General features: G+C 62.2%; 27 protein-coding genes and 1 tRNA gene. 15 read left to right on the top strand and 13 right to left on the bottom strand.

All coding sequences use genetic code 11. The features are described 5' to 3' along the window. Window positions 1-267: 267 nt before the first annotated feature. From BTO02_RS14045 to BTO02_RS14010, 8 genes are all read right to left on the bottom strand, one after another. Window positions 268-690, bottom strand: a complete 423-nt coding sequence (locus BTO02_RS14045) for an ExbD/TolR family protein (RefSeq protein WP_075157551.1) — start codon at window positions 688-690, stop codon at window positions 268-270. Window positions 691-706: 16 nt separating this feature from the next. Then, window positions 707-1,465 (bottom strand): MotA/TolQ/ExbB proton channel family protein, encoded by a 759-nt coding sequence (locus BTO02_RS14040; RefSeq protein WP_075158869.1) that lies wholly within the window; start codon window positions 1,463-1,465, stop codon window positions 707-709. A 97-nt stretch (window positions 1,466-1,562) separates the two neighbouring features. After that, window positions 1,563-2,312, bottom strand: coding sequence for an energy transducer TonB (locus tag BTO02_RS14035; protein WP_075157550.1), 750 nt, complete (start codon window positions 2,310-2,312; stop codon window positions 1,563-1,565). Window positions 2,313-2,521: 209 nt separating this feature from the next. Beyond that, the gene (locus tag BTO02_RS14030; protein WP_075157549.1) at window positions 2,522-2,758 is read right to left on the bottom strand and encodes a (2Fe-2S)-binding protein; all 237 of its coding nucleotides are present in this window, start codon (window positions 2,756-2,758) and stop codon (window positions 2,522-2,524) included. Between the two features lie 183 nt (window positions 2,759-2,941). Next, window positions 2,942-3,964 carry a glutamate racemase gene (murI, locus tag BTO02_RS14025; RefSeq protein WP_083615121.1) on the bottom strand — a complete coding sequence of 341 codons (1,023 nt, stop codon included), beginning with the start codon at window positions 3,962-3,964 and terminating at the stop codon, window positions 2,942-2,944. A 280-nt stretch (window positions 3,965-4,244) separates the two neighbouring features. Further along, on the bottom strand, window positions 4,245-4,727 hold the full coding sequence (bfr, locus tag BTO02_RS14020) for a bacterioferritin (RefSeq protein WP_075157548.1): 483 nt from the start codon (window positions 4,725-4,727) through the stop codon (window positions 4,245-4,247). 220 nt (window positions 4,728-4,947) lie between these two features. Then, complete coding sequence (locus BTO02_RS14015; protein ID WP_075157547.1) at window positions 4,948-6,471, bottom strand: fumarate hydratase; 1,524 nt, start codon at window positions 6,469-6,471, stop codon at window positions 4,948-4,950. A gap of 56 nt (window positions 6,472-6,527) precedes the next feature. Further along, complete coding sequence (locus BTO02_RS14010) at window positions 6,528-7,145, bottom strand: TIGR00645 family protein (RefSeq protein WP_075157546.1); 618 nt, start codon at window positions 7,143-7,145, stop codon at window positions 6,528-6,530. 572 nt (window positions 7,146-7,717) lie between these two features. Between BTO02_RS14010 and acs the strand changes: the two genes are divergently transcribed. The 4 genes from acs to BTO02_RS13990 all read left to right on the top strand — a co-directional run bounded on the left by acs (window position 7,718) and on the right by BTO02_RS13990 (window position 12,415). Continuing rightward, complete coding sequence (gene acs / locus BTO02_RS14005) at window positions 7,718-9,700, top strand: acetate--CoA ligase (RefSeq protein WP_075157545.1); 1,983 nt, start codon at window positions 7,718-7,720, stop codon at window positions 9,698-9,700. 139 nt (window positions 9,701-9,839) lie between these two features. After that, window positions 9,840-10,193, top strand: a complete 354-nt coding sequence (locus tag BTO02_RS14000) for a DUF4212 domain-containing protein (RefSeq protein WP_075157544.1) — start codon at window positions 9,840-9,842, stop codon at window positions 10,191-10,193. Next, a complete protein-coding gene (locus BTO02_RS13995) occupies window positions 10,190-12,208 on the top strand; it encodes a VC_2705 family sodium/solute symporter (RefSeq protein WP_075157543.1) in 2,019 nt (672 codons plus the stop codon). Before BTO02_RS14000 ends, BTO02_RS13995 begins: the two co-directional genes overlap by 4 nt. 116 nt (window positions 12,209-12,324) lie before the next feature. After that, window positions 12,325-12,415: transfer RNA gene (locus tag BTO02_RS13990), tRNA-Ser, on the top strand. Here the strand turns inward: BTO02_RS13990 and BTO02_RS13985 are convergent. Then, entirely contained in the window at window positions 12,383-13,018 is a 636-nt protein-coding gene (locus BTO02_RS13985; protein ID WP_083615120.1) for an SDR family NAD(P)-dependent oxidoreductase, read from the bottom strand. The genes BTO02_RS13990 and BTO02_RS13985 overlap by 33 nt on opposite strands. After that, window positions 13,000-13,578, bottom strand: coding sequence for a TetR/AcrR family transcriptional regulator (locus tag BTO02_RS13980; protein ID WP_075157541.1), 579 nt, complete (start codon window positions 13,576-13,578; stop codon window positions 13,000-13,002). The genes BTO02_RS13985 and BTO02_RS13980 overlap by 19 nt, the downstream gene beginning before the upstream one ends. A gap of 160 nt (window positions 13,579-13,738) precedes the next feature. On the opposite strand from BTO02_RS13980, the gene BTO02_RS35515 reads away from it, so the two are divergent. Continuing rightward, window positions 13,739-15,178, top strand: a complete 1,440-nt coding sequence (locus BTO02_RS35515) for an alpha/beta fold hydrolase (protein WP_075157540.1) — start codon at window positions 13,739-13,741, stop codon at window positions 15,176-15,178. A gap of 120 nt (window positions 15,179-15,298) precedes the next feature. Here the strand turns inward: BTO02_RS35515 and BTO02_RS13970 are convergent, their stop codons facing one another. Further along, window positions 15,299-16,387 (bottom strand): LysR family transcriptional regulator, encoded by a 1,089-nt coding sequence (locus BTO02_RS13970; RefSeq protein WP_075157539.1) that lies wholly within the window; start codon window positions 16,385-16,387, stop codon window positions 15,299-15,301. Between the two features lie 125 nt (window positions 16,388-16,512). On the opposite strand from BTO02_RS13970, the gene BTO02_RS13965 reads away from it, so the two are divergent. From BTO02_RS13965 to BTO02_RS13955, 3 genes are all read left to right on the top strand, one after another. After that, window positions 16,513-17,259, top strand: a complete 747-nt coding sequence (locus tag BTO02_RS13965; protein ID WP_075157538.1) for an SDR family oxidoreductase — start codon at window positions 16,513-16,515, stop codon at window positions 17,257-17,259. Window positions 17,260-17,371: 112 nt separating this feature from the next. Further along, complete coding sequence (locus tag BTO02_RS13960; RefSeq protein ID WP_075157537.1) at window positions 17,372-18,313, top strand: alpha/beta fold hydrolase; 942 nt, start codon at window positions 17,372-17,374, stop codon at window positions 18,311-18,313. An 85-nt stretch (window positions 18,314-18,398) separates the two neighbouring features. Next, window positions 18,399-19,160 (top strand): MOSC domain-containing protein, encoded by a 762-nt coding sequence (locus tag BTO02_RS13955; protein WP_198039146.1) that lies wholly within the window; start codon window positions 18,399-18,401, stop codon window positions 19,158-19,160. 294 nt (window positions 19,161-19,454) lie between these two features. Here BTO02_RS13955 and BTO02_RS13950 read toward each other — a convergent pair whose 3' ends face one another. Then, a complete protein-coding gene (locus BTO02_RS13950; RefSeq protein WP_075157535.1) occupies window positions 19,455-20,063 on the bottom strand; it encodes a VC0807 family protein in 609 nt (202 codons plus the stop codon). A gap of 221 nt (window positions 20,064-20,284) precedes the next feature. On the opposite strand from BTO02_RS13950, the gene BTO02_RS13945 reads away from it, so the two are divergent. Both BTO02_RS13945 and BTO02_RS13940 read left to right on the top strand, forming a co-directional pair. Further along, entirely contained in the window at window positions 20,285-20,551 is a 267-nt protein-coding gene (locus BTO02_RS13945; RefSeq protein WP_075157534.1) for a hypothetical protein, read from the top strand. A gap of 184 nt (window positions 20,552-20,735) precedes the next feature. After that, on the top strand, window positions 20,736-20,930 hold the full coding sequence (locus BTO02_RS13940) for a hypothetical protein (RefSeq protein WP_075157533.1): 195 nt from the start codon (window positions 20,736-20,738) through the stop codon (window positions 20,928-20,930). A 22-nt stretch (window positions 20,931-20,952) separates the two neighbouring features. Here the strand turns inward: BTO02_RS13940 and BTO02_RS13935 are convergent, their stop codons facing one another. After that, window positions 20,953-21,372 (bottom strand): secondary thiamine-phosphate synthase enzyme YjbQ, encoded by a 420-nt coding sequence (locus BTO02_RS13935; protein ID WP_075157532.1) that lies wholly within the window; start codon window positions 21,370-21,372, stop codon window positions 20,953-20,955. Between the two features lie 244 nt (window positions 21,373-21,616). Here BTO02_RS13935 and BTO02_RS13930 point away from each other — a divergent pair, with 244 nt between their 5' ends. The 5 genes from BTO02_RS13930 to BTO02_RS13910 all read left to right on the top strand — a co-directional run bounded on the left by BTO02_RS13930 (window position 21,617) and on the right by BTO02_RS13910 (window position 26,746). Continuing rightward, a complete protein-coding gene (locus BTO02_RS13930) occupies window positions 21,617-22,312 on the top strand; it encodes a GntR family transcriptional regulator (RefSeq protein WP_232243365.1) in 696 nt (231 codons plus the stop codon). A 79-nt stretch (window positions 22,313-22,391) separates the two neighbouring features. Continuing rightward, window positions 22,392-23,669 carry an S-methyl-5-thioribose kinase gene (gene mtnK / locus BTO02_RS13925; RefSeq protein WP_075157530.1) on the top strand — a complete coding sequence of 426 codons (1,278 nt, stop codon included), beginning with the start codon at window positions 22,392-22,394 and terminating at the stop codon, window positions 23,667-23,669. An 8-nt stretch (window positions 23,670-23,677) separates the two neighbouring features. Continuing rightward, window positions 23,678-24,751, top strand: a complete 1,074-nt coding sequence (gene mtnA / locus BTO02_RS13920) for an S-methyl-5-thioribose-1-phosphate isomerase (protein WP_075157529.1) — start codon at window positions 23,678-23,680, stop codon at window positions 24,749-24,751. After that, complete coding sequence (locus BTO02_RS13915; protein ID WP_083615119.1) at window positions 24,748-25,491, top strand: class II aldolase/adducin family protein; 744 nt, start codon at window positions 24,748-24,750, stop codon at window positions 25,489-25,491. Before mtnA ends, BTO02_RS13915 begins: the two co-directional genes overlap by 4 nt. A gap of 130 nt (window positions 25,492-25,621) precedes the next feature. Then, entirely contained in the window at window positions 25,622-26,746 is a 1,125-nt protein-coding gene (locus BTO02_RS13910; RefSeq protein ID WP_075158867.1) for a sugar ABC transporter substrate-binding protein, read from the top strand. Window positions 26,747-26,848 lie beyond the last annotated feature (102 nt).

Here is a 26,848-nt window from a genome sequence, read left to right as displayed (position 1 = left end):
GGCCATTTGCTTGAATGCGCGCGCCGCCAGGCCTATATTGGAATCCCGTTCGCAAGGGAGCTTCCTATGCGAAAACTCATGGCCGCTATCATAGCGAGCCTGATAGGGCTGACCGCGCTGTCCGTGTCGACCACGGCTGTCGCATGCGGTGATGCTGGCTACTCTTCCGATGGCAAGTAATCCCGCCGCCCGAAGGCGCCGCGTGCGCAAGGAAAAAAGGCCTTCATCCGACGATGAAGGCCTTTTACTTTGTCTGCTTTGTAGGCCTCAGGGCTTCCCGGCCGGTTGCGTGACGAAGCCGATTTTCGTCAGTCCACCCGCTTGCGCAGCGGACATCACATCGGCCACCTTCTCATACGCAACCTTACGATCCGCATTCAGATGCAGTTCTGGCTGCGGCGTCTGCTGTGCCGCCGCAGCGATCTTCGCACGCAGATCGTCGTCGGAAATTTTCTTGTCGTCCCACATTACGTTGCCGTCGGCGTCGATCGACACGGTGACCTGCGCCGGCTTCGTGTCTTCCTTCTGACTGCTCGCGTGCGGCAGATCGATCTTCACCGCATGGCGGATCACCGGAATCGTCACCATGAAGACGATCAGGAGAACCAACATGACATCGACGAGCGGCGTCATGTTGATTTCGTTCATCAGGCCGTCGTCGTCGTCGCCGGCGAAAGGGCTCATTGCCATCGAAGTGCCTCGTCAATCAGTTCGCGTTGGCGGCATGGGCCGGGCGTCGCTGCGCCGCGAGCCGAAGACCGTCGGCGCTGCGCCGCGACGACGACAGACGCGCGCCCGTCACGAAGAACGCGTGCAAGCCGTGCGCGAAGCGGTTGAGCTTCGTGACGATGCCCTTGTTCGCGCGCGTCAGCGCGTTGTATGCGAGCACTGCGGGAATCGCGACGAACAGACCGGCCGCGGTCATGATCAGCGCCTCGCCGACCGGACCGGCCACCTGATCGATCGACGACTGGCCGGTTGCGCCGATCGTCAGCAGCGCGTGATAGATGCCCCACACGGTGCCGAACAGACCGACGAACGGCGCGGTACTGCCGATCGACGCGAGAATGGCGAGGCCGCTTTGCATGCGCGCGACGCAATCGTCCATCGTATCTTTGAGGCAGCGCGTGATCCAGTCGGACACATCCATGCGGTCATGCAGATGCGGTTGCGTCTGGTGATGATGATCGGCGGCTTCCTGGCCCGACAGTGCGAGCGCGAGGAACGGATTGTCCTGCGGCGTCGACTTGCCGCTGCCGAGTTTGCCGATACCTTCGGCGAGATCGTCCGAATGCCAGAACGCGCGTTCGGCGTTTTTCGTGAGCCGGTTCAGGCGCATCACGCCGAGGCTCTTGACGACGATCACGGTCCACGACAGCACCGACATGATCAGGAGCGCGAGCGCGATGCCGCGCGTCACGAAATCCCCTTGCGCCCACACGTGGGCCATACCGTAGTTTTGCATTGCCATTCCTTCTTTTTGAAAACTGCGTCAGCGGTTCGACGGCGCCGACAGATCGAATTCCGTGTTGACTGCGCTCGAGCGCCGCAAATGCGCAGGCTCAATCCCTGAGGCCGAACTCGAACGGTTGCGTGTACGCTGCGCGGATCGGCTGGCCGTTTTCCAGATACGGCTTGCAGGAACTCGAACGCATCGCCGACATCGCGGCGTCGTCGAGCCGGTCGAAACCGCTGCTCTTTTTGAGTTCGATGTTTTCGATCTTGCCCGTCAAGCCGACGACGAAACGCACGTACGCAGTGCCGCTTTCGCCGCGCCGGCGCGACAGGGCCGGATAGTCGGGCGCCGTGATGCTGCAGTCGAGATGCGAGACGCTTTTCGGTGCGGACAGCGCAAGCGTCGGCTTGGCGGTTGCGGGCGGCGCGGCCGCTTCAGGCGGCGCGGCGGGCGCGGGCGGAGCGGGCGGCGCCGGCTCGGGCGAGGCGATCTCGTGTTGCGACGGCGCGGCCGCTTCGGGCAGCGGCGTCGGCGTCGGCTTTTGCACCGGCGTCGGCCGTGGCTGAACCTTCGGCTTTTCACGATGGACGGGCGGCGTGGGTTTCGGCGGCGGCGTCGGCGTCGACTGGATTGCCGCCGGCGCGGCCACGGGCGGAGCGGGCGGGCTCAGCAGTTCGGCCGTGATCGAGCGCAGTTCGACGGGTTTCGGCATGGGCTTGTCGCGCATCGTCAACACAATGACGATGAGCACGGCATGCACGGCAAGAACCGCGACGACCGCCGCCGCGAGGCGCGGCTTGAACCGGGCGGAACCGGCAGGCGAGAAGCCTGCCGTGGTAGAGGAGGAAGCCTGCATGTTTAGCGTAGCGGCGCCCCGGCGATGCGGCGCGTCAGGCAAAGCAAGGTCATTTGCGGAATATGAGCAGCGAAATGAACAGCGTCGTGACGAAACCAATCAGCAATTCCATCCCGAACTCCTCGAGGAATCGTGTCGCTGGCTTAAGTCCGATGACTGGATGGCTTGCTGACGGCGGTTGAGCGCGGAGACTGCCGCGCCGGCAGAGCTTACGCGGCCTTGCGTTCGTAGAACGTCAGCGGGACGGCCTCGACCGGTGCATCCACGCCGCAGCGGCTCGCGCAGACACCGCTTTGCGCCATCACGTCGCGCACGGTCTCCTCGCACTTGCCACAGCAGATCGCCACGCCGAGTTCGAACTGCAGCTCGTCGAAGGTATCGATGCCCTCGGCAATCGAAGCCCGGATTTTCCGGTCGGAAACGGATTTGCACACGCAGACAATCATGGTAGATCGCGATAGGCAACGTTAATGCGAATTATTATCATTTTGTAGACGCGGTTTGGCAAGCGCTACGTGCGGAATTTTGTAACAAAACCAGCCACCTGGCAGGGTTTTCGCCGGCTGGGCGTGCTGTGCCGCACGCGGGAGCGGGGAGAGCGGGACGGCTGGATTGGGTGAACGAAGGGGTCAGGCCGCTTCGGGTTCCGGACGCGAGGCAGGTGCCAGATCGGAGAGCGGATCGTCGCTATGCGTAGCGGCTTGTGCCCCCGTTTCGGCCTCGCCGTCGGCCTGCTTGACCTGCCCGGCCTTCTCGAGCTGGATCGTTCGAGGCGACGGGATCGTCACGCGTTCGACGGGCGCTTCGAGATCGAGCAAGGTGCGCGTCAACTGCTGCAGATGCGCGCCGTCGCTCGTCGAGCAGAAGCGCGGCACGCCCGCCGCGGTGCCGGGAGCCGCGCGCAAACCGTGCTGGTCGAGTACGCGTTCGAGCTGACGCGCGATCGCGACACTGGTGTCGATCAGCGCGAGCCGGTCGCCGACGAGTTCGCGGATCGTGGCATCGAGAAACGGATAATGCGTGCAGCCGAGCACCAGCGTGTCTGCACCGGCATCGAGCATCGGCTGCAGATAGCCGTCGAGCAGCGCGCGCAATTCGGGCGAACCGAGGTCGCAGCGCTCGATTGCCTCGACGAGACCGTGGCCCGGCTGGCAGAGGAACCTGCAATCGGCCGCGTAGCGCTCGTGCAGTGCGAGAAACCGCGCGCTGCGCAGCGTAACCTGCGTCGCCAGCACGCCGGCGACATGGGTCTTCGACTGCAGCGCCGCGGGCTTGATGCCGGGCTCGACGCCGATCACCGGAATCGGCAAGCGCTCGCGCGCCTGCGCGATCGACTGGGCGGTGGCCGTATTGCAGGCGACGACGAGCGCCTTTGCCCCCTGCGCGATCAGCCACTCGCCGATCGCAAGCGTGCGCTCGGCGATGAAATCGTCGTCGCGTGCGCCGTACGGCGCGTAACGCGAATCCGCGACGTAGATCACTGCTTCGCCGGGCAAGTGCGCACGCACGGCGCGCAGCACGGACAGCCCGCCGAGGCCCGAATCGAAGATGCCGACCGGCGCGTGCGAGCCGACCGCCGGGATACGCTCCGCCGTCGGCGCGCCGGACGGCGAGGAGGGGGCGTTGATCGAAGCGGACGGCAAAGCGGTCATGGAAAGAAGAAAGCGTTCAGCACGAAAATCGTGCGGCGTATGCCACGGGCGCGCGACGGCGATGAACGGCGATTGCGGCTAGCGCGAGGCAAGTGGCCGGCAGTTTAACAGGATAGAAGCAGGATAGAAGCAGGACAGAAGCGTATCAAAGTGGAACCAGACAGCACTGCAGTACAAGCCATAACCCGCATGCGACATCACGTCAGATCGCATCGCACGTGCACTGCGCGGCCGAACGAAAACCAACGACCGCGCGCGAGCATCGATCACCGCATCGTGCTTACGACTCCATCGAGTCGCCCATGCCCGATTGCTGGTAATTCTGAATGCCGACCTTGTCGATCAGGTCGAGCTGCGTTTCGAGCCAGTCGATATGTTCTTCGGTGTCTTCGAGAATCGACACGAAAATTTCGCGCGACACGAAATCGCGTACCGATTCGCAATGCGCGATCGCTTCCTTGCACGTTGCCTGCGAGCCTTGCTCGAGTTTCAGATCGCACTCGAGAATCTCTTTGGTTTCTTCGCCGATGAGCAGCTTGTGCAGGTCTTGCAGATTGGGCAGCGCATCGAGCATGAAAATACGTTCGATCAGTTTATCGGCGTGCTTCATTTCGCCGATCGACTCGTCGTATTCGTGCTTGCCGAGCTTGTCGAGGCCCCAATGTTTGTACATCCGCGCGTGCAGAAAATACTGGTTGATCGCAGTCAGTTCGTTCTTCAACTGGGCGTTCAGATATTCAATGACCTTCTTGTCGCCTTGCATGATGGTATTTCCTCTTGGAGACCGGGCAGATTTGATTTTCCACAACAATAAACGCGCAGTTCGAAAATGCCAAGAACAGATGTGGTTGATGAGAATCGTTTGCGCGAATTGGCTTCGCGCCCGATTGACAAGACTGCTCTGAAAGATAAAAAAGCCGGGACCTGACGCCCCGGCTTTGCTTCTTCAAAGCGGTGCAGACCGCTCAGGCCGCCAACGGTGTTCAGGCGGTCGCGACCGGAATCTTGCCGATCTTCGCCTGCCATTCCTTCGGCCCGGTCTGATGGACTGACGTGCCGTTCGAGTCGACGGCGACGGTCACCGGCATATCCATCACATCGAACTCGTAGATCGCTTCCATGCCGAGGTCTTCGAATGCGAGCACCTTCGCGCTGCGAATCGCCTTCGAGACGAGATAGGCGGCGCCGCCCACGGCCATCAGGTACGCGGCCTTGTGCTTGCGGATCGACTCGATCGCGACGGGACCGCGCTCGGCCTTGCCGATCATCGAGATCAGGCCCGTCTGCGCCAGCATCGTCTCGGTGAACTTGTCCATGCGCGTCGACGTGGTGGGGCCCGCCGGGCCGACCGCTTCATCGCGTACCGGATCGACGGGGCCAACGTAATAAATCACGCGATTCGTGAAATCGACCGGCAGCTTCTCGCCCGCGGCCAGCATGTCGGCGATGCGCTTGTGCGCGGCGTCGCGGCCCGTCAACATCTTGCCGCTCAACAGCAAGGTCTGGCCCGGCTTCCAGCTCGCGACTTCTGCGGGCGTGAGCGTGTTCAGATCGACGCGCTTGCTCGTTTCGGTGTTCGCGGTCCATTGCACTTTCGGCCATGCATCGAGCGACGGCGGTTCGAGCTTCGCGACGCCGGAGCCGTCGAGCGTGAAATGTGCGTGACGCGTGGCCGCGCAGTTCGGGATGATCGCGATCGGCTTGCTCGCCGCATGCGTCGGCGCGGCCATGATCTTCACGTCGAGCACCGTGGCCAGGCCGCCGAGACCTTGCGCGCCGATACCGAGCGCGTTCACTTTCTCGTGCAGTTCGACGCGCAGTTCTTCGATCCAGTCTTGCGGGCCGCGCGCGATGACGTCCTGAATGTCGATCGAATCCATCAGCGATTCCTTGGCCATCAGCATCGCCTTCTCGGCCGTGCCGCCGATGCCGATGCCGAGCATGCCCGGCGGGCACCAGCCCGCGCCCATCGTCGGCACGGTCTTGAGCACCCAGTCGACGATCGAATCGGACGGATTGAGCATCGCGAACTTCGACTTGTTTTCGGAGCCGCCGCCCTTTGCCGCAACCTGCACGTCGATCTTGTCGCCGGGCACGATCTCGTAGTGAATCACCGCCGGCGTGTTGTCTTTCGTGTTCTTGCGCGCGCCTTCGGGCGGGCTCACGATCGACGCGCGCAGCACGTTGTCGGGATGCATATAGCCGCGGCGCACGCCTTCGTTGATCATGTCGGTGACGCTCATCGTGGCGCCGTCCCAGCGCACGTCCATGCCTACTTTCACGAACACGGTGACGATACCGGTGTCCTGGCAGATCGGCCGGTGGCCTTCGGCGCACATGCGGCTGTTGGTCAGGATCTGCGCGATCGCATCTTTCGCCGCGGGGCTTTCTTCGAGCTCGTAAGCACGGCCGAGCGCCTCGATATAGTCCTGCGGGTGGTAATAGCTGATGTATTGCAGCGAATCGGCGATGCTCTGAATCAGATCTTCCTGTTTGATAACGGTCATGGCTAGCTCAGTGGGGACATTGGCGTTTTTTGTCGTGATCGCGAATGCGCTATCACTCATGCGCCTTCAGGGGAGGAGAAATCGGTGGCGTCGGGCGCCTTTGGTTTGCGCGGCGCGGGCTCGTGAAAGTGCTCGGGATGCGTATGCGTCGTCAGTCGGTCGACGAGTGCCATCACGACCGCCGACAGCAGGAACGCGAGATGGATGAGCACCTGCCACAGGATCGCGTGTTCGCTGCGCTGGTCGGGATCGATAAAGGTCTTTAACAGATGGATCGACGAGATGCTGATCAGCGCCATCGAAAGTTTGACCTTCAGCACGCCGGCGTTCACATGGTCGAGCCATTCGGGCTCGTCGGGATGGCCTTCTACGCCCAGACGCGACACGAACGTTTCGTAGCCGCCGACGATCACCATGATCAGCAGATTCGAGATCATCACCACGTCGATCAGGCTCAATACGACGAGCATCGTGCTCGTTTCGTCGAGCTTCATCGCCGACGTGACGAGGTGCCAGACTTCCTTGAGGAAAAGCACCACATAAACTGCTTGCGCGACGATGAGGCCCAGATACAGCGGCACCTGCAGCCAGCGGCTCATGAAGATGATGGAGGGCAGCGGGCGCATGCGACGGCGGGACGAGTGGCGGCCGGGATCGAAGTTCGAGGCGGACATAGGCGGTCAGGATCGCGGAAGAGGGCGCCGGTCGTGCCGGCTGGGGGCTGCGCCGGGTCGGTTCGGTTTCGGACGTGCGCGCGGCGCGACATTGTACCGCGACACCCGCCGGCGCCGCGCCGCTGCGGATAATGGCGTCGATATGTGTGCCCGTTGCCGCTTCGCTGGAAGAAAAATGGTCAGTTCAGTTAGCATTGCAGCAGTGGAGCATCACCGTGCAACGCGGCGAGTAGGGGATGACCCGAATGTGCAGGGCCGCGTAAGTGCACGGTAAGTTGCGGCGCTTAATTTGGCACGGTAACGGGTCGGCAAGGTCGTATATGACCTGTACGCGATGCGCACTCATCTGAACTTATGCACGCGCCGGCCGATGCGGGCGCCATGTTGCGCTGCCGCACGCGTGTTTGCTTCACATCGTGCCGAACCGCGCGGATCGTCACGCGACTTCGTTGTGCACAAGGGTAAGGAGACAGGCGCCGCGTTCGTATGCGCTACGCGCGAATTGGCGTCATACGGCGTGCCGAGGCACGCCGGCACAGATTTTACGTTTCATCTTCACCAAGGGGTAGTCGATGTCAGCGATTGAATCCGTTCTTCAGGAACGCCGCGTATTCCCGCCGTCCGCCGAAACGATGAAAGCGGCCGCGATATCCGGCATGGACGCTTACCGGGCGCTCGTCGCCGAAGCGGAACGCGATTACGAAGGTTTCTGGGCGCGACTGGCGCGCGAAACGCTCAGTTGGCACAAGCCGTTCACGAAGGTGCTCGACGAATCGAACGCGCCGTTCTACAAGTGGTACGACGATGGCGAGCTCAATGCGTCGTACAACAGCCTCGATCGTCATGTCGAGGCAGGCAACGGCGAGCGCGTCGCCGTGATCTTCGAAGCCGACGACGGCACCGTGACGCGTGTCACGTACACCGACATGCTGCAGCGCGTGTCGCGCTTCGCCAATGCGCTGAAAAAGCGCGGCATCAGGAAAGGTGATCGCGTCGTCATCTATATGCCGATGTCGATCGAAGGCATCGTTGCGATGCAGGCGTGCGCGCGCATCGGCGCGACGCATTCGGTCGTGTTCGGCGGCTTCTCGTCGAAATCGCTGAACGAGCGCCTCGTCGACGTCGGCGCTACAGCGCTGGTGACCGCCGACGAGCAGATGCGCGGCGGCAAGGCGCTGCCGCTCAAGAGCATCGCCGACGAAGCGCTCGCGATGGGCGGCTGCGACGCGGTGAAGAACGTGATCGTCTATCGCCGCACGGGCGGCAAGGTCGCCTGGAACGAAGGCCGCGACCTGTGGATGCATGAAATCACGCAAGGCGAAAGCGATCAGTGCGCGCCGGAATGGGTCGGCGCCGAGCATCCGCTTTTCATCCTCTACACGTCGGGTTCGACGGGCAAGCCGAAGGGCGTGCAGCACAGCACCGGCGGCTATCTGCTGTGGGCCGCGCAAACCATTAAATGGGCGTTCGACTGGAAGCCGACCGACGTGTTCTGGTGCACGGCCGACATCGGCTGGGTCACCGGCCACAGCTATATCGCTTACGGGCCGCTCACGCTCGGCGCGACGCAAGTCGTGTTCGAAGGCGTGCCGACCTATCCGAACGCGGGCCGCTTCTGGGACATGATCGCGAAGCACAAGGTCACGCTGTTCTACACGGCGCCGACGGCGATCCGTTCGCTGATCAAGATGGCCGACGCGGACCCGAAGGTGCATCCGAAGAGCTACGATCTGTCGTCGCTGCGCGTGCTCGGCACGGTCGGCGAACCGATCAATCCCGAAGCGTGGATGTGGTACTACGAGCAGGTCGGCGGCGCGCGCTGTCCGATCGTCGATACGTGGTGGCAGACCGAAACCGGCGGCCATATGATCACGCCGGTGCCGGGCGCGACGCCGCTCGTGCCGGGTTCGTGCACGTTGCCGCTGCCGGGCATCATGGCCGCTGTCGTCGACGAAACGGGCCAGGACGTGCCGAACGGCCAGGGCGGCATTCTGGTCGTGAAGCGTCCGTGGCCGTCGATGATCCGCACGATCTGGGGCGACGCCGAGCGCTTCAGGAAGAGCTACTTCCCGGAAGAGCTGGGCGGCAAGCTGTATCTCGCCGGCGACGGCAGTATCCGCGACAAGGAAACCGGCTACTTCACGATCATGGGCCGCATCGACGACGTGCTGAACGTGTCGGGTCACCGGCTCGGCACGATGGAGATCGAATCGGCGCTGGTCGCGAACCCGCTCGTGGCGGAAGCGGCCGTGGTTGGCCGCCCCGACGAAACGACGGGCGAAGCGGTATGCGCGTTCGTGGTGCTGAAGCGCTCGCGTCCGGAAGGCGATGAAGCGAAGCAGATCGCCAACGACCTGCGCAACTGGGTCGGCAAGGAAATCGGGCCGATTGCGAAGCCGAAGGACATCCGTTTCGGCGACAACCTGCCGAAAACGCGCTCGGGCAAGATCATGCGGCGTCTGCTGCGCTCGCTCGCGAAGGGCGAGGAGATTACGCAGGATGTGTCGACGCTCGAGAACCCGGCGATTCTCGATCAGTTGGGCGAGTCGCGCTGAAGTGAAGCGCGCCTGAAGCAGGCGAAGCGCTTCAGAAAGCAATACAGCAATACCACGACAGTCGTATTGCAGTGGTACGAAAGGCCGTTGCGCGGACAATCCTGATTGCGTGCGCAACGGCTTTTTGTTAAATAGGCGCATGGCCGCGCCACACGCTTCGAACCGACAAACAATCAATCCACCGCCTGAGCCGCCGCCGGTTTCAGACGCGATGGCGCTTGCGCATCGGCGTTACTGGCGCTTCAATCTGATGCTGATCGCGACGCTGATGGTAATCGGCTTCGTCGTATCGTTCATTGTGCCGGCCGCCTCGCGAGGGTTGGCGGGTGTGCGGCTCTTCGGGTTCAGCTTGCCGTTCTATGTCGGCGCGCAGGGGGCGATTCTCGTCTACCTGGCGTTGATCGTCGTCTATATCGTCTCGATGCAATTCGCCGATCGCGCATTGCAGCGTGCATTCGAAGCGGATGCCGCCGCGCGGCAAGCGAACCGATGAAGCTCGCGCATCGGCTGATCCGCTCGTATTCGATCTATACGCTCGGCTTTCTGCTTTTTATCTATATTGCGTGGCGCATCGAAGCGGCGAACGGGCCCGGCATGTGGGTCGGCTATGTGTTCCTGTTCGTGCCGATCGCTGTCTATGCGGTGATCGGTTTGCTGTCGCGCACGTCGGATCTCGTCGAATACTACGTGGCGGGGCGGCGCGTGCCGTCGGCGTTCAACGGCATGGCGACCGCGGCCGACTGGCTTTCCGCGGCATCGTTTATCGGCCTTGCGGGTTCGCTCTACGCGACCGGCTACGATGGACTTGCGTACATGATGGGCTGGACGGGCGGTTACTGCCTCGTCGCGTTTCTGCTCGCGCCGTATGTGCGCAAACTCGCGCGCTATACGATTCCCGATTTTCTCGGCACACGGTTTTCGAGCAACGCGGTGCGCGCACTTGCGGCACTCGCGGCGATTCTCTGTTCATTCGTGTATCTGGTCGCGCAGATTCAGGGTGTCGGCTTGATCGCGACGCGCTTTATCGGCGTCGATTTCGCGATCGGCATTTTCTGCGGACTGGCGGGCATACTCGTGTGCTCGTTTCTGGGCGGGATGCGCGCGGTGACATGGACGCAGGTTGCGCAATACATCATTCTGATCGCCGCGATCCTGATTCCGATTTCGATGATCGCGCACAAGGACGGACTCGGCTGGGTGCCGCAGTTCAACTATGGGCGCGTGATGGAGCGGGTCGAAGCGCTCGAGCGCGACGTGCGCAGCGCGCCGCAGGAGCAGGCCGTGCGCGAGGTGTACCGGCGGCACGCGGCCCAGATACAGACGGAGATCGACGCGTTGCCGCAATCGTTCGTCGACGGGAAGAATGCGCTGACGCAACGGCTCGAGGAGCTGCGCCGACACAACGGGCCGCTGCGCGAAATCGCCGAACTCGAACGCACGCTGGCGCGGTTTCCGCGCGACCCGGCGGCGGCGCGGGTCGTATGGACGCAGCAACGCGATGAACTGCTGGCGTTGGCCGCGCCGCCCGTGCCGATGCATGAGCCGTTTCCCGATGAAGGCGAAGAAGAACGACGCGTGCACAAGCGTAATTTTCTTTCGCTGCTGCTGTGCCTTTCGTTGGGAACGGCGAGCCTGCCGCATATTCTGACGCGCTATAACACGACGACGTCGGTCGCGTCCGCGCGTCGCTCGGTGGGGTGGACGCTGTTTTTTGTCGCGCTGTTCTATTTGACTGTGCCGGTGCTTGCGGTGCTGATCAAGTACGAGATCTTGACGAATCTGGTCGGCGGGCGCTTTTCGGACTTGCCGCAATGGGTGATGCAGTGGCGCAAGGTCGAGCCATATCTGATCAGTATTGCGGACCTGAATGGCGACGGCATCGTGCGTTGGAGCGAGATCCGCATGCAGCCCGATATGGTCGTGCTGGCCGCGCCGGAGATTGCGGGACTGCCGTATGTGATGTCGGGGTTGATTGCGGCGGGTGCGCTCGCCGCGGCGCTTTCGACGGCGGACGGTTTGTTGCTGACGATCGCGAATGCGCTGTCGCACGATGTCTACTATCACATGGTCGATCCGCAAGCATCGAGTCAGCGGCGCGTGACGATCTCGAAGATCCTGCTGCTGGGCGTGGCATTGTTTGCGTCGTACGTCGCGTCGTTGAACACGGGGAACATTCTGTTTCTGGTCGGCGCGGCATTTTCGCTGGCGGCGTCGAGTCTGTTTCCTGTGCTCGTGCTCGGCGTGTTCTGGAAGCGGACGACGCGTCTGGGCGCCGTGGCCGGGATGGTGGCGGGGCTCGCGGTGTGCGTCTATTACATCGTGTCGACGTACCCGTACTTCACGCAGATGACGGGCTTTGCCGGACCGCGGTGGTTTGGGATCGAGCCGATCAGCTCGGGCGTGTTCGGCGTGCCGGCGGGGTTTGTGGTGGCGATCGTGGTGAGTCTGGTTGACCGGAAACCGGATGCTTATACGCGGGCGTTGGTGGACTATATCCGGCACCCTTGAGGGGGCTATTCCCGGGTGATGCGCGGGTGTCTGGCGGCGGTTCGTCCGCCGTTTGCGGGCGGCCGTTCGGGATATGGGCGAGCGCCCGGGAGTTTGCTATAATGCGCGTCCCCGCCGGAGAGATGGATGAGTGGTTTAAGTCGCACGCCTGGAAAGCGTGTATAGGTTAATAGCCTATCCGGGGTTCGAATCCCCGTCTCTCCGCCAAGGAATAAATATGGAAGGCTCCGCCAGTGCGGAGCCTTTTTTATTTGGGATGGACTTGTCCTCGAAATCCGGCCGTTGCCGATGACGCCTTGACCTGTTGATTCCGCCTTTCACGAGTGCCGACAAGGTCGCGGGCACGTTGGCGTTCGGTTGAATGCCGACCACGGCCGTGACGTTGACGATGTGCCCACCGCCGTTCCCGATCATGTGGGTCGCTGCCGCCTGCGTCGGATAGAAAAAACCGCGCAAATTCGTGTCGATCAGCTTGTCGAAGTCGTCGGTCGTATAACTCGTGGTCGGCTTGGCGATGAAGACGCCCGCGTTGTTCACGAGAATCTCGGCTTTGCCGAAGCGGCCGATCGCTTCGCTGAAAAGGCGCTGCGACGTGCCGGCGACGGCGATGTCCCCCGCCACCGCGAGGAAGCTGTCGGGATTGCCGAGTTTTGCTGCTGCGTCCTGCAGACGTTCCTGCGAACGCCCGTTGCCGACGACGTTGAAACCTGCCGACAGGTACGATTCGGCGAGTGCGAATCCGATGCCGCTTTGAACTGCCGTGCAGCCGGATCGATGCGTTGGACAATGCGTTAGTCCGGTGCCCGGGATGCGCTGTCTTTCGATAGATCGAGCAACGCGTTCATGGCACGCCTGTACGGTCCGATTTCACCCGTCGCCGCTTGCAGAACCAATGCTCCCTGCACGCGCGCAACCCAATCCTCCGCAAAATGCCGCGCCTTGAGCGGCGACAGGCCGCTCTCGCGCGCCAGTATTTCGATCGCTCCGATCCAGTGCGCAAGTGCTTGCCCCAGATCTTGTCGAGCCCCGGCGCCGATGTCGGCGCTCGATAGCCGGCCGAGTACGCACGGCGTGCGGCCACCGGCGTACATCTGATCGAACGTCGCCACGATTTTGCGGATGCGTGTCTTGAGCGAGCCAGTGGCTTGTGCGACGCCCAGGATCTCGCTATCGATCGCGGCCGTGGCACGCTCGAGCACAGCCTTCGCCATCTGTTCCTTGCCCTCGGGGAAGTGGTGGTAAAGGCTCGACTTGCCGAGCCCGGTCGCGCGCGACAGGTCGCCCAGTGACGCGCCCTCGAAACCGCGATCGCGGAATACGGCAAACAATCGATCGACAATTTCGTCTTTTGCGGTTTGCGTAGTGGACATGGCGTGCTTAGATTGGACGGATCATTCGGTACAGTCCAAAGTTTACGGAATGAATGCTCGGAAATCAACGCTTGACGGATCGATAGTTTATTAATACTGTACCGATCGTTCGGTTCAGTTTGTCCGGCTTTAGCCTGTTCCCTCGATCCAGGAGATTTCGATGTCCGTGCTTCCCACCTATCAAACCGTCTCCGTCGCCGACCGGCGTACGGGCCTCGCGCTCAATCTGTTCTATCGCGAGGCCGGCCCGGAGGACGCGCCCGCCGTCCTGCTGCTGCATGGCTTCCCGACCTCGAGCCACCAGTACCGTGGCCTGATTGCGCGGCTGTCCGACAAGTACCGCGTGATCGCGCCGGATCTGCCCGGCTTCGGTTTCTCCGATGCGCCCGATGCGAAGGCTTTCGGCTACACGTTCGACCATCTCGCCGAAGTGATCGAAAGCTTCACCGACGCGATCGGCCTGACTCGCTATGCGATCTATGTGTTCGATTACGGCGCGCCGGTCGGCTTCCGTCTGGCTGCCTCGCGGCCGGAGCGCGTGTCTGCGTTGATCTCGCAAAACGGCAATGCCTATGAGGAAGGTCTCAGCGATGGCTGGAATCCGATCCGCGCGTACTGGAACGATCCGTCCGAAGCCAATCGCACGCAGCTGCGCGCCATGCTTGCGGTCGGGACCACGCAGTTCCAGTACCAGCACGGCGAGCCGGATACCACGCTGATCGCGCCGGAAAGCTATACGCTCGACCAGCATTTCCTCGACCGCGCCGGCAGCGACGAGATCCAGCTCGACCTGTTCGGCGACTACCGGACGAATGTCGCGATGTATCCGCGCTTTCACGAATATTTCCGCACGCATCGTCCGCCGATGCTGGCCGTGTGGGGCAAGAACGATCCGTTCTTCCTGCCGGCCGGCGCCGAAGCGTTCCGCCGCGATCTGCCCGACGCCGAAGTGCGTTTCGTAGACGGCGGGCATTTCCCGCTCGAAACGCATCTCGACGAAGTGGCCGGCATCATCCGCGCCTTCCTTGCGCGTACGTTGGACGCTGCGCAAGGCGAAGCGTTGTTCGGCGCGCTGAACGAAGCGAACGCTCCGGCGCAAGCGCGGCCGATCCTCGAGGCAATGCGCGGCGTGTTCGATTTCGTGCCGAACCTCGGCTATGCGCTGGGCGTGGAGCCGGCGGTGCTCGGCGCCTATCTGGCCTGGCTGCAGGCGCTCGGCACGACCTCGCTCGATCCGATCGCGCAGCAGGTTGCGATGGCCGCGGCCAGCCGAGCGAACGCGGCCGACTACGGCGTGGCGGTGCATGCGACGCTGGCCGGCAAGCTCGGTGCAAGCGGCGTTGTCGTCGACACGCTGCGTCATGGCGGCGAGTTTGCCGATCCGAAGCTGGAAGCCGTGCGCCGCTTTGCAACGGCGATTGCCTCGAAGCGCACGCAGGTCTCCGACAGCGATGTCAATGCGCTGACGGCCGCCGGCCTCGATCGTCGCGCGGCAGTCGCCATTGCGATGGCCGTGGCGGGCAAGACGCTTGCCAACACGGTGGCGCATCTGTCGCGGGTCGAGATCGATGCCGGCTTCACATCGGGGGCAGTGGCTTGATTCTCGGACGGGGCGGCCCTGCACGGCTGCCCCGGTGTTCACCAGAGGAGCGCAGTGATGCCGGGTACGCCATCCAGTCGACAAATCGAGTTTCGTTGGCTCGTGGGCGGCGACACGGGGTCAATAAGTCGAATCGGCCGGTGCGCTGCCGCTTGCGGTGAGATGCATCTGTGCGGCTTGAGTCTGCCTGGCGAACCGCGAAAGAGATTCTCGCAGTCGTGGCGTCACGAAGTCGAGAAAACGCCGCAATTTCAACGGCATCAAGTTGCGGGAAACGTGGACCATCTGGATCGGCACCGGATCAAGTTCGAAGGAATCCAGCACGATCTCGAGCTTGCCGGCGTCGATGGCCTCGGCAACGTGATAGTGCAGGAGTTGCGTGAACCCGAGACCGCGAATCGCCGCGTCGACTGCGGCGTCGGGCGACGAGACCTGCAGTCGCGGCGAAATGGGAACGGTGACGAGCCGCCCAGTGTCCGGACATCGAAAGTTCCAGTCCGGCGACAGCATGGGGCCGTTGAATACGACACAGGGCATATCCGCCAGGTCGGCGGGCGCATGAGGAACGCCTCGCTTCGCCAGCAAAGCCGGGCTTGCACATACGACCGGACGAAATGCACCGATGCGCGTCGCGATCAGGCTGCTGTCGGGCAGCCTGCCGATACGCACGGCCACGTCGATGTGTGCTTCAACCAGGTCGACATTTCGATTCGACTGCGTCAGCGTGACGTCGATCTCGGGAAATTCAACCAGAAAGTCCAGGATCTGCGGCAGCACATAAAGCCGCCCGAGCAGCACCGGCGTCGCGATCGTGAGCGCTCCGCGCGGGACCGTGAATTCTCCTGTTGCCTCGCGTTCCTGTTCGGCGACCAGATCCAGAATCTGCCGGGCCGTGGCCGCATAGGCCACGCCCGCATCCGTCAGCGCCAACTTGCGTGTCGTGCGCGTGAGCAGGCGCGTGCCCAGTTGTTCTTCGAGATCGGTGACCCTGCGCGTGAGCGTCGGCACCGGCACGTTCATTTCGCGCGCGGCGGCCGAGAAGCTGCCTTTCTCGATCGCGGCGAGCAGCATCGTCATGGCTTCGAGTCGATCCACGTCACTTGTCCATTTTTTGAGGAAATGAAAATCGATTCTAGTGGATTCAACATCGAAGCGCCGCGCGGCATGATGCGGATCTGTCGATGCCCGTTCATCGACGAGTACCGGCACGCAGCCCGGATGGGGGGAAGCCGGACTCGACGGTGTGGAGATTTACATGGGTAACCGCTTTTTGCCGGGACAGTCCATGTGTGAATGTTCGTATTCCTCTTTGATACATGAGTAAAGGAAGAAAAGTGAAACTGAAGAACAAGGTTGCGCTGATCACCGGCGGCACATCGGGCATCGGTCTGGAAACCGCGAAGCTGTTTCGCGCGGAAGGTGCCTCGGTCGTCGTGCTCGGCTCCAATGCCGAGCGTCTCGCCGCGGCCGGAAAGGAAATCGGCGGCGATGTGCTGTTGCTGTCCGCCGACCTGCGCAAGCCGGTCGATATCGAACGTGCCGTTGAAGCGGTACGCGCCAGATTCGGTCGTATCGACGTCGTGTTCGCCAATGCAGGGGCCGGCAAGGTGGCACCGCTCGAGGCCGTCACCGCGGAACTGATCGACGAGCATTTTTCGCTGAATTTCACCGGCCTGTTCCTGACGATCCAGAAGTCCGTGCCCCTCATGCCGAAGGGCGGCAGCGTGGTGGCGACGACGTCGTTTCTCGACACCGTCGGCCTGCCGGGCCTGTCGCTGCTGGCCGCGACCAAGGCAGCGGTCCGGTCGCTGGTCCGCACGCTGGGGGCGGAACTGGCACCGCGCGGCATTCGCGTGAATGCCGTGAGCCCGGGTGCGATTACGACGCCGTTCTACGGCAAGCTCGGGCTCACCGATGAACAACTCGCCGCAACGGCGGCAGCCATTCAGGCCAAGGTGCCGCTGCAGCGCTTCGGCGAGTCGATGGAAATCTCCAGGAGCGCGCTGTTCCTGGCCAGCGACGATTCGTCGTACACGACGGGCGTCGAACTGGTGGTCGACGGCGGGCTGACGCAGTTCTGAGGGGCGCCGGGAATCTTCCCGGAACGCAGAATACGAAGAAGCTTGCCGGCATTGTCCGCCGGCAAGCCGTAGGCAGTACAAACAGCGCTTTTCAACCCGGTAGAACCTGAAGATGAAAACACACACTCTTTTGGCTGCGGTGGTCGCGCTGACCGCCAGCTTCGCCGTGCAGGCGGAACCGCTGGCGTCGATTTCGAGCACGACTTCCTATCATCGTGCCACCGTCGACAACATACGGATTTTCTATCGCGAGGCCGGTCCCACGGACGCGCCGACGATCGTGCTACTGCACGGCTTTCCGTCTTCGTCACGCGAATTCGATTCGCTGATCCCGCTATTGGCGACGCGCTATCACCTGATCGCTCCGGATTTTCCGGGCTTCGGTCAGAGCGATGCCCCGTCTGCGGAAGCGTACGCATACACATTCGATCACCTGGCGCAGACGACCAGCGAACTGCTCGATCAGCTCGGGGTGCGTCGCTACAGCCTGTATCTGCACGATTACGGCGGACCGGTCGGCTTCCGGATCATGGCCCAGCATCCCGAGCGGGTACAGACGCTGATTATTCAGAACGCCAATGCTTATCGCGAGGGGCTGGGCGCGAAATGGACCGGCATCGCCCAATACTGGGCCGATCCGAACGCGCATCCCGAAGTGCTGGATACGTTCATTTCATTTGCTGCAACGGAACAGCGTCACACGGCCGGGACATCGCATCCTGAGCGCTACGATCCCGACACGTGGACCGACGAATACGCGCACCTGTCCCGTCCGGGGCAGCGCGAGATTCAGGGCGCGCTGCTCTATGACTACCGGACGAACGTCGCGTCCTATCCGGCGTGGCAGGCCTGGCTGCGTGCGCACAAACCGCCGACCCTGGTGGTGTGGGGGAAGAACGACCCGTCGTTCATCGCGCCAGGGGCCGAAGCTTACGCGCGGGATTTGCCCAATGCGGAGATCCATCTACTCGACGCCGGGCATTTCGCATTCGACGAACAGGTCGACGAAATCGCGAGCCTGATGCTCGATTTTCTGAAGAAGAACGGTTACTGATCGCGATCTGAACGACGCGGCCGGCTTCGGCTTGCCGCGCCGTGCAGAGAAGAGACTCCTGAGGATGGTTATGGAACACGTGAGCTTGCTGTGCCGTTATCCGGTCAAGGGCTTGTCGGCCGAGATGCTGTCGAGTGTGTCCTTGAGTGCCGGGCAGGGTTTCCCGTCCGACCGACGCTACGCGATCGCAAATGGCGAGTGGGTATTCGATGCGGCCGGCTTCGTTCCGCGTCCCAAGACCGACTATCTGGCGCTCGTCAAATATGAGCGGCTTGCAGCGCTGTCGACGTCCTGGCGCGATAGCGACGGGACGTTGCAGGTTCGGGAACGGGACGGTCGGACACAGCGGTTCGACCTTGGCAACGCGTCCGACCGTGAACGATTCAGCGATCTGATGCTGCGCGTGCTTGACGGCATATCGTTGCCCGGGCGTCCGGAACTGGTCAGCGCGGACGGTATCCGGTTCACCGATGTCAGCGTGTATTCGCCAGCGCTGATGAATGCCATCTCGCTTATCAATCTCGCTACATTGCGCGACCTGGGCCGCGCAATGGGTGTCGAGCTCGATCCGCTGCGTTTCAGGGCGAATCTGTATTTCGACAACGGGGTGCCCTGGAGCGAGCTCGACTGGCTCGACCGCAACGTGAAGATCGGCAGTGCGACTGCACGAATCGTCCGGCAGACGCGACGCTGCGCTGCGACGAACGTCAATCCGGTTACAGCAGAGCGTGACCTTGGCATTCCTCAAGCGCTGGCAAAGCATTTCGGCCATGTGTTCTGCGGCGTCTATGCCGGGATCGTGACCGACGGCGAAGCCGGGCTCGGAGACGAGGTCGGCCCGTTATGAGCTCTCGGCTAGTGATTAACGCGCGACTGCGCTGCGCGTCGGATCGCTGGTGAATTTTACGCTGTGTTTTATGCTCCGCCCGTTGGGCAAGTGCGGCACGATTGAGCGCGACCACACAGGCATTTGACGGCAAGAACGCAGCATTCTGGAAAAGCCGGCCCATTCGCGCCTAGCAGCAAGCGACTGGAAATCATGCAAGCGCATGGCCGCCGATCGAGCCTACGTCCACAAGGCTGGAGCGAGCGAATTAGCGGGGAGCTAGACAAAGACAAGACCGAACAACGCAGCAAGGCCTCACTGCCTTTTGATCACCCCATGCCGATAAACAATCGTCCACACCGTCAACGCCGCATACACCGCATAGCCGACGTAAGTCGAGACACGATGCGCGTCGTCGGTGTCAAACGACAAGACCATCCATAACCGCATCGCGTTTTCACAAACGAGGCCGATGCCCCAAACGGCCGTCATCAACCGGATCGATCTCGCGAGCGCGGGCCGGCTCAGCCACATCGCGTCGAATTCAGACTCGCGCCCCTGGCGCTCGCGCGATAGCGTCGAGCGCGCGAGATAGAAAACGAGCGGCCGCCGCAGAAGAAGCGAAAGCAGAAAAAGCACACCGACGATGCCGCTCACCAGAGGCTCACGCGCCGCGCGCAATGCATCGGCAGCATCGGATGCGAAGATCAGCATTGACATCGCGATGCTCGCGAGCACGAGCGCACTCAGCGCATCGAAGTGCCGATAACGCAAAAGATCGATCCCGATCCACACGAATAGCGGAACGGAAGAGACGAGCAACGCGCCGGGCAGGCCGACGTGCGCAAAGGCGAGGCGATACGCCGCCGTCGGCAACACCACGTTGACGAAAAATGCCAGCCCGTATCGAACGGAGGGAATCATCGTGACCGCCTGCTTCAGGTGGGACAGGTGTCGCGAGACGCGAAAAGCAGCGCAAGTATATCCGTTCAGCTTTCCGTCAATCTGCTGTAAGACACACACGCTTGCGCGAGTTCCTGAAAGCGCCCATGTCGCTGAACGACTTCTTCGCCAGATGTATAGTCGCGGCCTCTCCGCATCTCGCGGCGAGCTCGCGTGCAGTTTGTTAGGAATCTGGAGGATTTATGGCATTCAATCACCGCGGCTTTCGGGTAACTGTCGATATGGCGCCCGACCCGTCCGGCACGCAATGGCATTGCGAGGCCACGATTGAGGGCATTGAAGAACGCACACGTCAGGCGCGCATTCCAGGCGTCGACGTAACCTTCCCGAAGCTGAAAATCGACGTGCTGATGGCGATGAGCATCGTCGAACGCAACGCAGTCGCGTCGATTGACGATTGGCATACAGCGCAGGTTGCATCTACCCAACTGCCGTGCGAACTTCACTGATCGATAATCGCCGTTTGTGCCGTAATAGAGGCGGCAGCCTGTCGTGACGATATGAAATCGCGACATGACCGGAGGAGACAAATTGACGCACCACCGAAGCTTACGATGTCGAGGCAAGCTTACGGGTTTCGTCATGCCCAGGCTTCGGGTAAGCTAAAACAACGTCAAAACCGGGGAGCAGCGAATGACGCTCAGAATTACAACGGTCACAATCGATCGCACCGTCCATCCGAATACCGTCTTCGTGGTTCTGCAGAATCCGGCAGGGGAGTCGGCGAAGGTGCAGGTTCATTTTCAAGCCAGCATGAACGTCAACGACTTCACGCTAAAAGAACTCGAGCGCATGGCTCACGAAGAGCTCAAGCGTCTCGAAGACTGATGGTCCGCTGACGGACCGCCAGTCAGGTCCCAAGCAGGTGCAGCACGATGTCGCGCGTCGACGGCTCACGCCGGTGCTCGAACAGATAGATCCCTTGCCACGTGCCAAGCACGAGGCGACCCTCTTCGACCGGCACGGACAAGTGCACCTGCGTCAACGCCGTGCGCAGATGCGCGGGCATGTCGTCGAGTCCTTCCGTATCGTGTTCGTAGCGATGCGCATCTTCGGGCGCGATCGTCGCGAAGTATCGCTCGATATCGCGTTGCACCGATGGGTCCGCGTTCTCCTGAATCAGCAGCGACGCCGAGGTATGCCGGCAGAAAATCGTCAGCAACCCGACTTCAATCGACTGTTCCGCGACGAACTCCCTGATCTGCTTCGTTATGTCGACGAGTCCGCGCGTGCGCGCCCGCACGTGCAGATGGTGAAGCGCTTGCAGCATCCAGAACTCCCTAAGGTCATTGCGCAGGTTCAGCCAGCGCTCAAAGCAATCCAAGCAAAAATCCTTAAAAGCTCAAGCATAGGCGGCGATGTGCGTGCGCAGCAATCGCATCGCGCATCAGGCGTACGCGCTCTGATGGTCGTCTGAACACGGGTAAACACCCACGGAAACATCAGACATCTGATGTATATTCGGTCCGTTAGCCGACTCCCTTGCCCCTATGCGCCTGTCCGTCGAACACTCGATGAGCGAGAAGATCCAGGAATCGCTGATGGCGATGATCCGCGAGCGATCGTTGAAGCCGGGCGACCAGATCCCCACTGAAATGGAGCTTTGCGAGCTGTTGGGGGTCGGACGGTCAAGCCTTCGGGAAGCGGTCGCGCAGATGATTTCGCATGGCCTGCTGTCGAGAGTGCAGGGACGCGGCACCTTCATCAGACAAATTTCGCTCAGACTGCAAGGCGGCCTCGATGATCTGATGTCTGTAACCGACATGATCCGCAGCGTCGGTGCAGTGCCGTCCACGTGCCGGATTCAGATCGAGCAGATCAAGGCGTCGGAAAGCCTCGCGGGCAAGCTTCAAATCAACGTCGGCGACGACTGCGTGCGCATCGAACGCGTACGCTGTGCCGATGACGCGATTGCCGCCTACTGCATCGACACGGTGCCGAAGGCCGTTTTCGATGCGGCCGGCAGCGATCTCGGCGAGTCGCTGTTTGCGATGTTCGCGCGCACGGGCCGCCGTCTGTCGCACACGCATACGTCGATCCAGCCGACCATCCTGACGCCGCGCGATCTGCCCGAACTCGGCGATGGCTTCGGTCTGTTTCTGCTGCTGGACGAGGTCGATTTCGATCAGAGCGGCGAGCCGCTTTGCTATAGCAACGACTACTACAACACGAGCATCTTCAAGTTCGACCTGGTTCGCAAGAAGCGATAACACGCGGACACTAACGCCTGGCGCAAAAGCGCCAGAGAACGAACCGGGCATTGCGGTTCAACCGTGGAGGAGACAGTCCATGGAATTTGAGGCAATGAGTTGTGACGAACTATCGGCTTATCTATGCAGCGTACCTTCAGTCTATGCGCTGCTGAACGAGCCCGGCCAACTCGACATTGCCGAAGTCGGCGACGGCAATCTGAACTACGTCTACTTCGCGAGCAATGCGAAGACGCCCGAGAAAAGCGTGGTCGTCAAGCAGGCGCCGCCGTTTCTGCGTCTCGTCGGCAAGACCTGGCCGCTGACGCGGCATCGCATGGAGCGCGAAGTCGCCGCGCTGCGGCGCTTCGGCGCGCTGTGTCCGCAGCATGTGCCGCGCGTCTATCACGCGGACAACGAGCGCTTCCTGATGGTGATGCAGCGGCTGTCGTCGCATCGCATTCTGCGTCAAGGACTGATGGACGGCATCGTCTATCCGAAGCTTGCCGGTCATCTGTCCACCTATCTCGCGCATACGCTGTTTTTCGGCTCCGATCTCTATCTCGCGCCGGATGTGAAAAAGCAGGCCGTGAGCGCCGCGATCAACAGCGAGCTGTGCAAGATCACCGAAGACCTCGTCTTCACCTATCCGTTCGAGGACCACGCGTCGAATGTCTACAGCGCCGCGTTTCCGCGCGCCGAAATCGAGCGGCTCTGGAAATCGCCCGCATTGCGCGTCGCGGTCGGTGAAATGAAGTGGTCGTTCATGAACGACGCCGAAACGCTGCTGCATGGCGACTTGCATACGGGCTCGATCATGGTCAATCAGGACGAGACCTACGTGATCGACCCCGAGTTCGCGTTCTACGGACCGATGGGCTTCGATGTCGGCGCGGTGCTCGCGAATTTGCTGCTCGCCTATTTCTCGCGCGATTGGCACGATGGACATGCGAAAGCAAACGCAAAAACGAGCGCGGAACCCGCGTATCGCGACTGGTTGCTCGAGCAGGCCACGCAAATCTGGAGCGGTTTTGCCACGCAGTTCGCCGCGCTGTGGCGCGAGCACGAAAGCCGCCGCAAAAGCCATTTCATTGGCGACGATCGCAGCGGCGCATGCGCGCAAGCATTTCGCGCGCGCTTCATGCAGCGGCTTTTCGCCGCATCGCTCGGCTTTGCGGGCTGCAAGATGGTCCGGCGCATCGTCGGCATGGCGAAGGTTGCGGACGTCACGAGCATCGCCGACGATGCATTGCGCGCAACGGTCGAAGTGCGCGCGCTGCGATGCGCGGAGCGGCTGCTCGTCGACCGGCATTCGATTGCATCGATCGACGACGTCGTCGCGCTAGCGCGCGAAATTCAGGCGACGCACTACGAATAGGAGCATGCATGGTTTCGCCGTCGCTTTTCCAGAATCTGCCGGCCACGCTCGCGTGGGACAACGATAGTCTGCGGATTCTCGATCAAACCCGTTTGCCGAATGAGACGGTGGTCGAGACGCTAGGCACCGCACAGGATGTCTGGCGTGCGATTCACGAATTGCGCGTGCGCGGCGCGCCCGCGATCGGCGTCGCGGCGGCCTATGGCTTGTGCGTCGCGGTGCAGCGCGCACGGCATTTGACGCTTGAGGCGTTTCGCGCCGTATTGAAAGAACAGGCCGCGTATCTCGACAGCGCACGTCCAACCGCGGTCAACCTTAGTTGGAGCCTGAAACGCATGCTGCGCGCAGCGGATCGCGCGCGCGTCGCCGATACCCCCTCGCTCTATCGCGCGCTAGTCGATGAAGCGACGCGCATCCATCGCGAGGACGAAGCACTTTGCGAAGGTATCGGCCAGCATGGCTTGCCGCTCATTACCGCAGGCAGCGGCGTGCTCACGCATTGCAACGCGGGCGCGCTTGCCACGACCGGACTGGGCACTGCAACCGCGCCGATCTATACGGCACAGCGCGAAGGCATCGCGTTTCGCGTCTACGCGGACGAAACGCGGCCGCTGCTTCAAGGCGCGCGTTTAACCGCATATGAACTGCAGCAGGCCGGCGTCGACGTTACATTGATCACGGACAGCATGGCCGCATCGTTGATGGCGCAACGATTGATCGACGTCGTGATCGTCGGCGCGGACCGCGTGGCCGCGAACGGCGACTTCGCGAACAAGATCGGCACGCTGAGCGTCGCAATTGCGGCGCGCTATTTCAACGTGCCGTTCTATGTCGCCTGCCCGTCGTCGACGCTCGATTTGGAGACGCCGACCGGCCGCGGCATCGTCATCGAAGAGCGCCGCGATAGCGAGGTCACGCATCTGGGCGGCACGCCGATCGCGCCTGCGGGAATCAAGGTCCGCAATCCTGCGTTCGATGTGACGCCGCATGATCTCGTAACCGGCTATATCACCGAACGCGGCATCGTCCAGACACCGTTCGATGCGAATCTCGCGGCGCTGTTCGGTGGAGCGGCGGCATGAGCGGCACGCGCGGCACGCGCGCGGGCACGAACGATTCGGGTGCACGGAGCGCACACGTTGCGCAAGGCGCACACGAAGCCGCGCTGCGCGACGAAATCGTCCGCACGGCTCGCGAAATGGAGCGTCTCGGCATCAATCAGGGCACGTCCGGCAATGTCAGCGCGCGTTTCGACGAAGGCCTGCTGATCACGCCGAGCGGCGTGCCCGCAAGCGCACTGAGCGCCGATGCGATCGTGTGGCTGCCATTCGATGTCCAGGCCGACGCGCCGGTCTTCGCCCAGAGCCGTCCGTCGACCGAATGGCGTTTTCACCGCGACATCCTGCGCGCACGCAGCGATGTCGGCGCGGTCGTGCACACGCATTCGAGCGCGGCCACGGCGATCGCGATACACGGCCGGGACATCCGCGCGCATCACTACATGGTGGCGGCCGCCGGCGGCAATTCGATCCGCTGTGCGCCGTATGCGACGTTCGGCAGTCAGGCGCTGTCCGACCATGCGCTCGAAGCGCTGAAAGACCGCACCGCCTGTCTGCTCGCGCATCACGGCGTGATCGCGCTGGGCCGCGATCTCGCAAAGGCGCTGTGGCTCGCGAACGAAGTGGAAGTGCTTGCGACGCAGTATCTGCTCGCGAGTCAGCTTGGCCCGCCGCCGGTGTTGTCCGACGACGAAATCGCCGAGGTGGTGAAGAAGTTCAGCAACTATGGTTTGCGCCGCGCAAGCGGCAGCGACAGGCCCTGACGTGCACTGCACGACACGCGTCGGGACCGGTTTTTCGCATCGCAGTTCTGTTTGCCGCAGTTCTGTTTGACCCAACGCCAGACCGGATGCATCGGACACGGCGCATACAACTTGAACAATGGAGACACTCATGGCCTGGAACGCAGGAAGATTCGATCGCTGGACCTCATTCGGCCCGTCGGCCGCCGCCGTGCTGCTGTGCACGGCCGCCGTGCTGAGCGGCTGTTCGAAAAACGAATCGTCGTCGGGCAGCAACGCGGCAAGCGATACGAGCGCAAGCGCGCCCGCCGCGGCAAGCGCGGCACCGGCCGCGACTGCGTCGGGCGGCGGCGAGAACGGCGGCAAGACGAAGGTCGGCTTCTCGGTCTCGACGCTGAACAATGCGTTCTTCGTCGGCCTCAAACTCGGTGTCGAGAAAGGCGCGAAAGCCGAGGGTTTCGAACTCGTGCAAACGAACGCAAACGGCGACGCGCAGCAACAGGTCAACGATGCGATCAACCTGTTGAGCCAGGGCGTCACCGCGCTCGTGCTGAACCCGATCGATTCCAAGGCGATCATCCCCGCGGTGCAGAAGGCGAACCAGATGGGCGTGCCGGTCTTCACGCTCGATCGCGGCTCCGATGGCGGCAAGGTCACGTCGTTCGTCGCGTCGGATAACGTCGCGCTGGGCCAGACCGCGGCGAAGTGGATCGCCGATCAGCTCAAAGCGCGCTATGGATCGCCCAAGGGCAACGTGGTCGACCTGATCGGTCTCGTCGGCACGACGGCCGCCACGGACCGCGAAAAGGGCTTTAGCGACGAGATCGCGAAGTACCCGGACATCAAGGTCGTCGCGCGTCAGGAGGGCGGTTTCGATCAGGAGAAATCGTTGAACGCAATGACCAACATCCTGCAGAAGTTCCCGCAGATCGACGCGGTGTTCGGCGCCAACGACGACAACACGGTCGGTGCGGAAAAGGCGATCGACAACGCGGGCCGCTACAAGCCGCTCGGCGACAAGCAGCACATCATGGTGATCGGTGCGGACGGCACCGCTCAGGCGCTTTCCGCAATTCGCGCCGGCAAGCAGGACGCGACGATCTCGCAGAACCCGATCCAGATGGCGGCGAAATCGTTGAGCTTCATTTCCGATTACATCGCGAAGAAGGACGTGCCGGCGAACTACGCATGGCCGACGCTTCTGATCGACAAGTCGAATATCGACTCGGACGAAGTGAAGAAGTACGGCTTGTGGTCGCTCGAGGTCAGCCAGTAAGCGGCGGCATCGACAGCGCGCGTGCGTCGCGTCGAACGGTGGCACGACCCGACGTACGCGCTTGCTTGCACGCTCCGCTTCAACGCATGCTTTAAAGCAGGA

The organism is Paraburkholderia sp. SOS3 (genome assembly GCF_001922345.1).
In the GTDB taxonomy this organism is placed as follows: domain Bacteria; phylum Pseudomonadota; class Gammaproteobacteria; order Burkholderiales; family Burkholderiaceae; genus Paraburkholderia.
Note: the sequence above shows the minus strand (reverse complement) of the source record. Positions and strands in the feature narration are given on the sequence as shown.

Coding starts and splice junctions, on each gene's coding strand:
- BTO02_RS14045 (WP_075157551.1), bottom strand. CDS start 690: ATGGCAATGAGCCCTTTCGCCGGCGACGACGACGACGGCCTGATGAAC.
- BTO02_RS13935 (WP_075157532.1), bottom strand. CDS start 21,372: ATGCTGCAAGCGCTTCACCATCTGCACGTGCGGGCGCGCACGCGCGGA.
- mtnK (WP_075157530.1), top strand. CDS start 22,392: ATGGAATTTGAGGCAATGAGTTGTGACGAACTATCGGCTTATCTATGC.
- BTO02_RS13930 (WP_232243365.1), top strand. CDS start 21,617: ATGAGCGAGAAGATCCAGGAATCGCTGATGGCGATGATCCGCGAGCGA.
- BTO02_RS14015 (WP_075157547.1), bottom strand. CDS start 6,471: ATGACCGTTATCAAACAGGAAGATCTGATTCAGAGCATCGCCGATTCG.
- BTO02_RS35515 (WP_075157540.1), top strand. CDS start 13,739: ATGTCCGTGCTTCCCACCTATCAAACCGTCTCCGTCGCCGACCGGCGT.
- BTO02_RS13995 (WP_075157543.1), top strand. CDS start 10,190: ATGAAGCTCGCGCATCGGCTGATCCGCTCGTATTCGATCTATACGCTC.
- BTO02_RS13940 (WP_075157533.1), top strand. CDS start 20,736: ATGACGCTCAGAATTACAACGGTCACAATCGATCGCACCGTCCATCCG.
- bfr (WP_075157548.1), bottom strand. CDS start 4,727: ATGCAAGGCGACAAGAAGGTCATTGAATATCTGAACGCCCAGTTGAAG.
- BTO02_RS13960 (WP_075157537.1), top strand. CDS start 17,372: ATGAAAACACACACTCTTTTGGCTGCGGTGGTCGCGCTGACCGCCAGC.
- BTO02_RS14030 (WP_075157549.1), bottom strand. CDS start 2,758: ATGATTGTCTGCGTGTGCAAATCCGTTTCCGACCGGAAAATCCGGGCT.
- acs (WP_075157545.1), top strand. CDS start 7,718: ATGTCAGCGATTGAATCCGTTCTTCAGGAACGCCGCGTATTCCCGCCG.
- BTO02_RS13915 (WP_083615119.1), top strand. CDS start 24,748: ATGAGCGGCACGCGCGGCACGCGCGCGGGCACGAACGATTCGGGTGCA.
- BTO02_RS13910 (WP_075158867.1), top strand. CDS start 25,622: ATGGCCTGGAACGCAGGAAGATTCGATCGCTGGACCTCATTCGGCCCG.
- BTO02_RS13950 (WP_075157535.1), bottom strand. CDS start 20,063: ATGATTCCCTCCGTTCGATACGGGCTGGCATTTTTCGTCAACGTGGTG.
- BTO02_RS14035 (WP_075157550.1), bottom strand. CDS start 2,312: ATGCAGGCTTCCTCCTCTACCACGGCAGGCTTCTCGCCTGCCGGTTCC.
- mtnA (WP_075157529.1), top strand. CDS start 23,678: ATGGTTTCGCCGTCGCTTTTCCAGAATCTGCCGGCCACGCTCGCGTGG.
- BTO02_RS13980 (WP_075157541.1), bottom strand. CDS start 13,578: ATGTCCACTACGCAAACCGCAAAAGACGAAATTGTCGATCGATTGTTT.
- BTO02_RS14010 (WP_075157546.1), bottom strand. CDS start 7,145: ATGTCCGCCTCGAACTTCGATCCCGGCCGCCACTCGTCCCGCCGTCGC.
- murI (WP_083615121.1), bottom strand. CDS start 3,964: ATGACCGCTTTGCCGTCCGCTTCGATCAACGCCCCCTCCTCGCCGTCC.
- BTO02_RS14000 (WP_075157544.1), top strand. CDS start 9,840: ATGGCCGCGCCACACGCTTCGAACCGACAAACAATCAATCCACCGCCT.
- BTO02_RS14040 (WP_075158869.1), bottom strand. CDS start 1,465: ATGCAAAACTACGGTATGGCCCACGTGTGGGCGCAAGGGGATTTCGTG.
- BTO02_RS13945 (WP_075157534.1), top strand. CDS start 20,285: ATGGCATTCAATCACCGCGGCTTTCGGGTAACTGTCGATATGGCGCCC.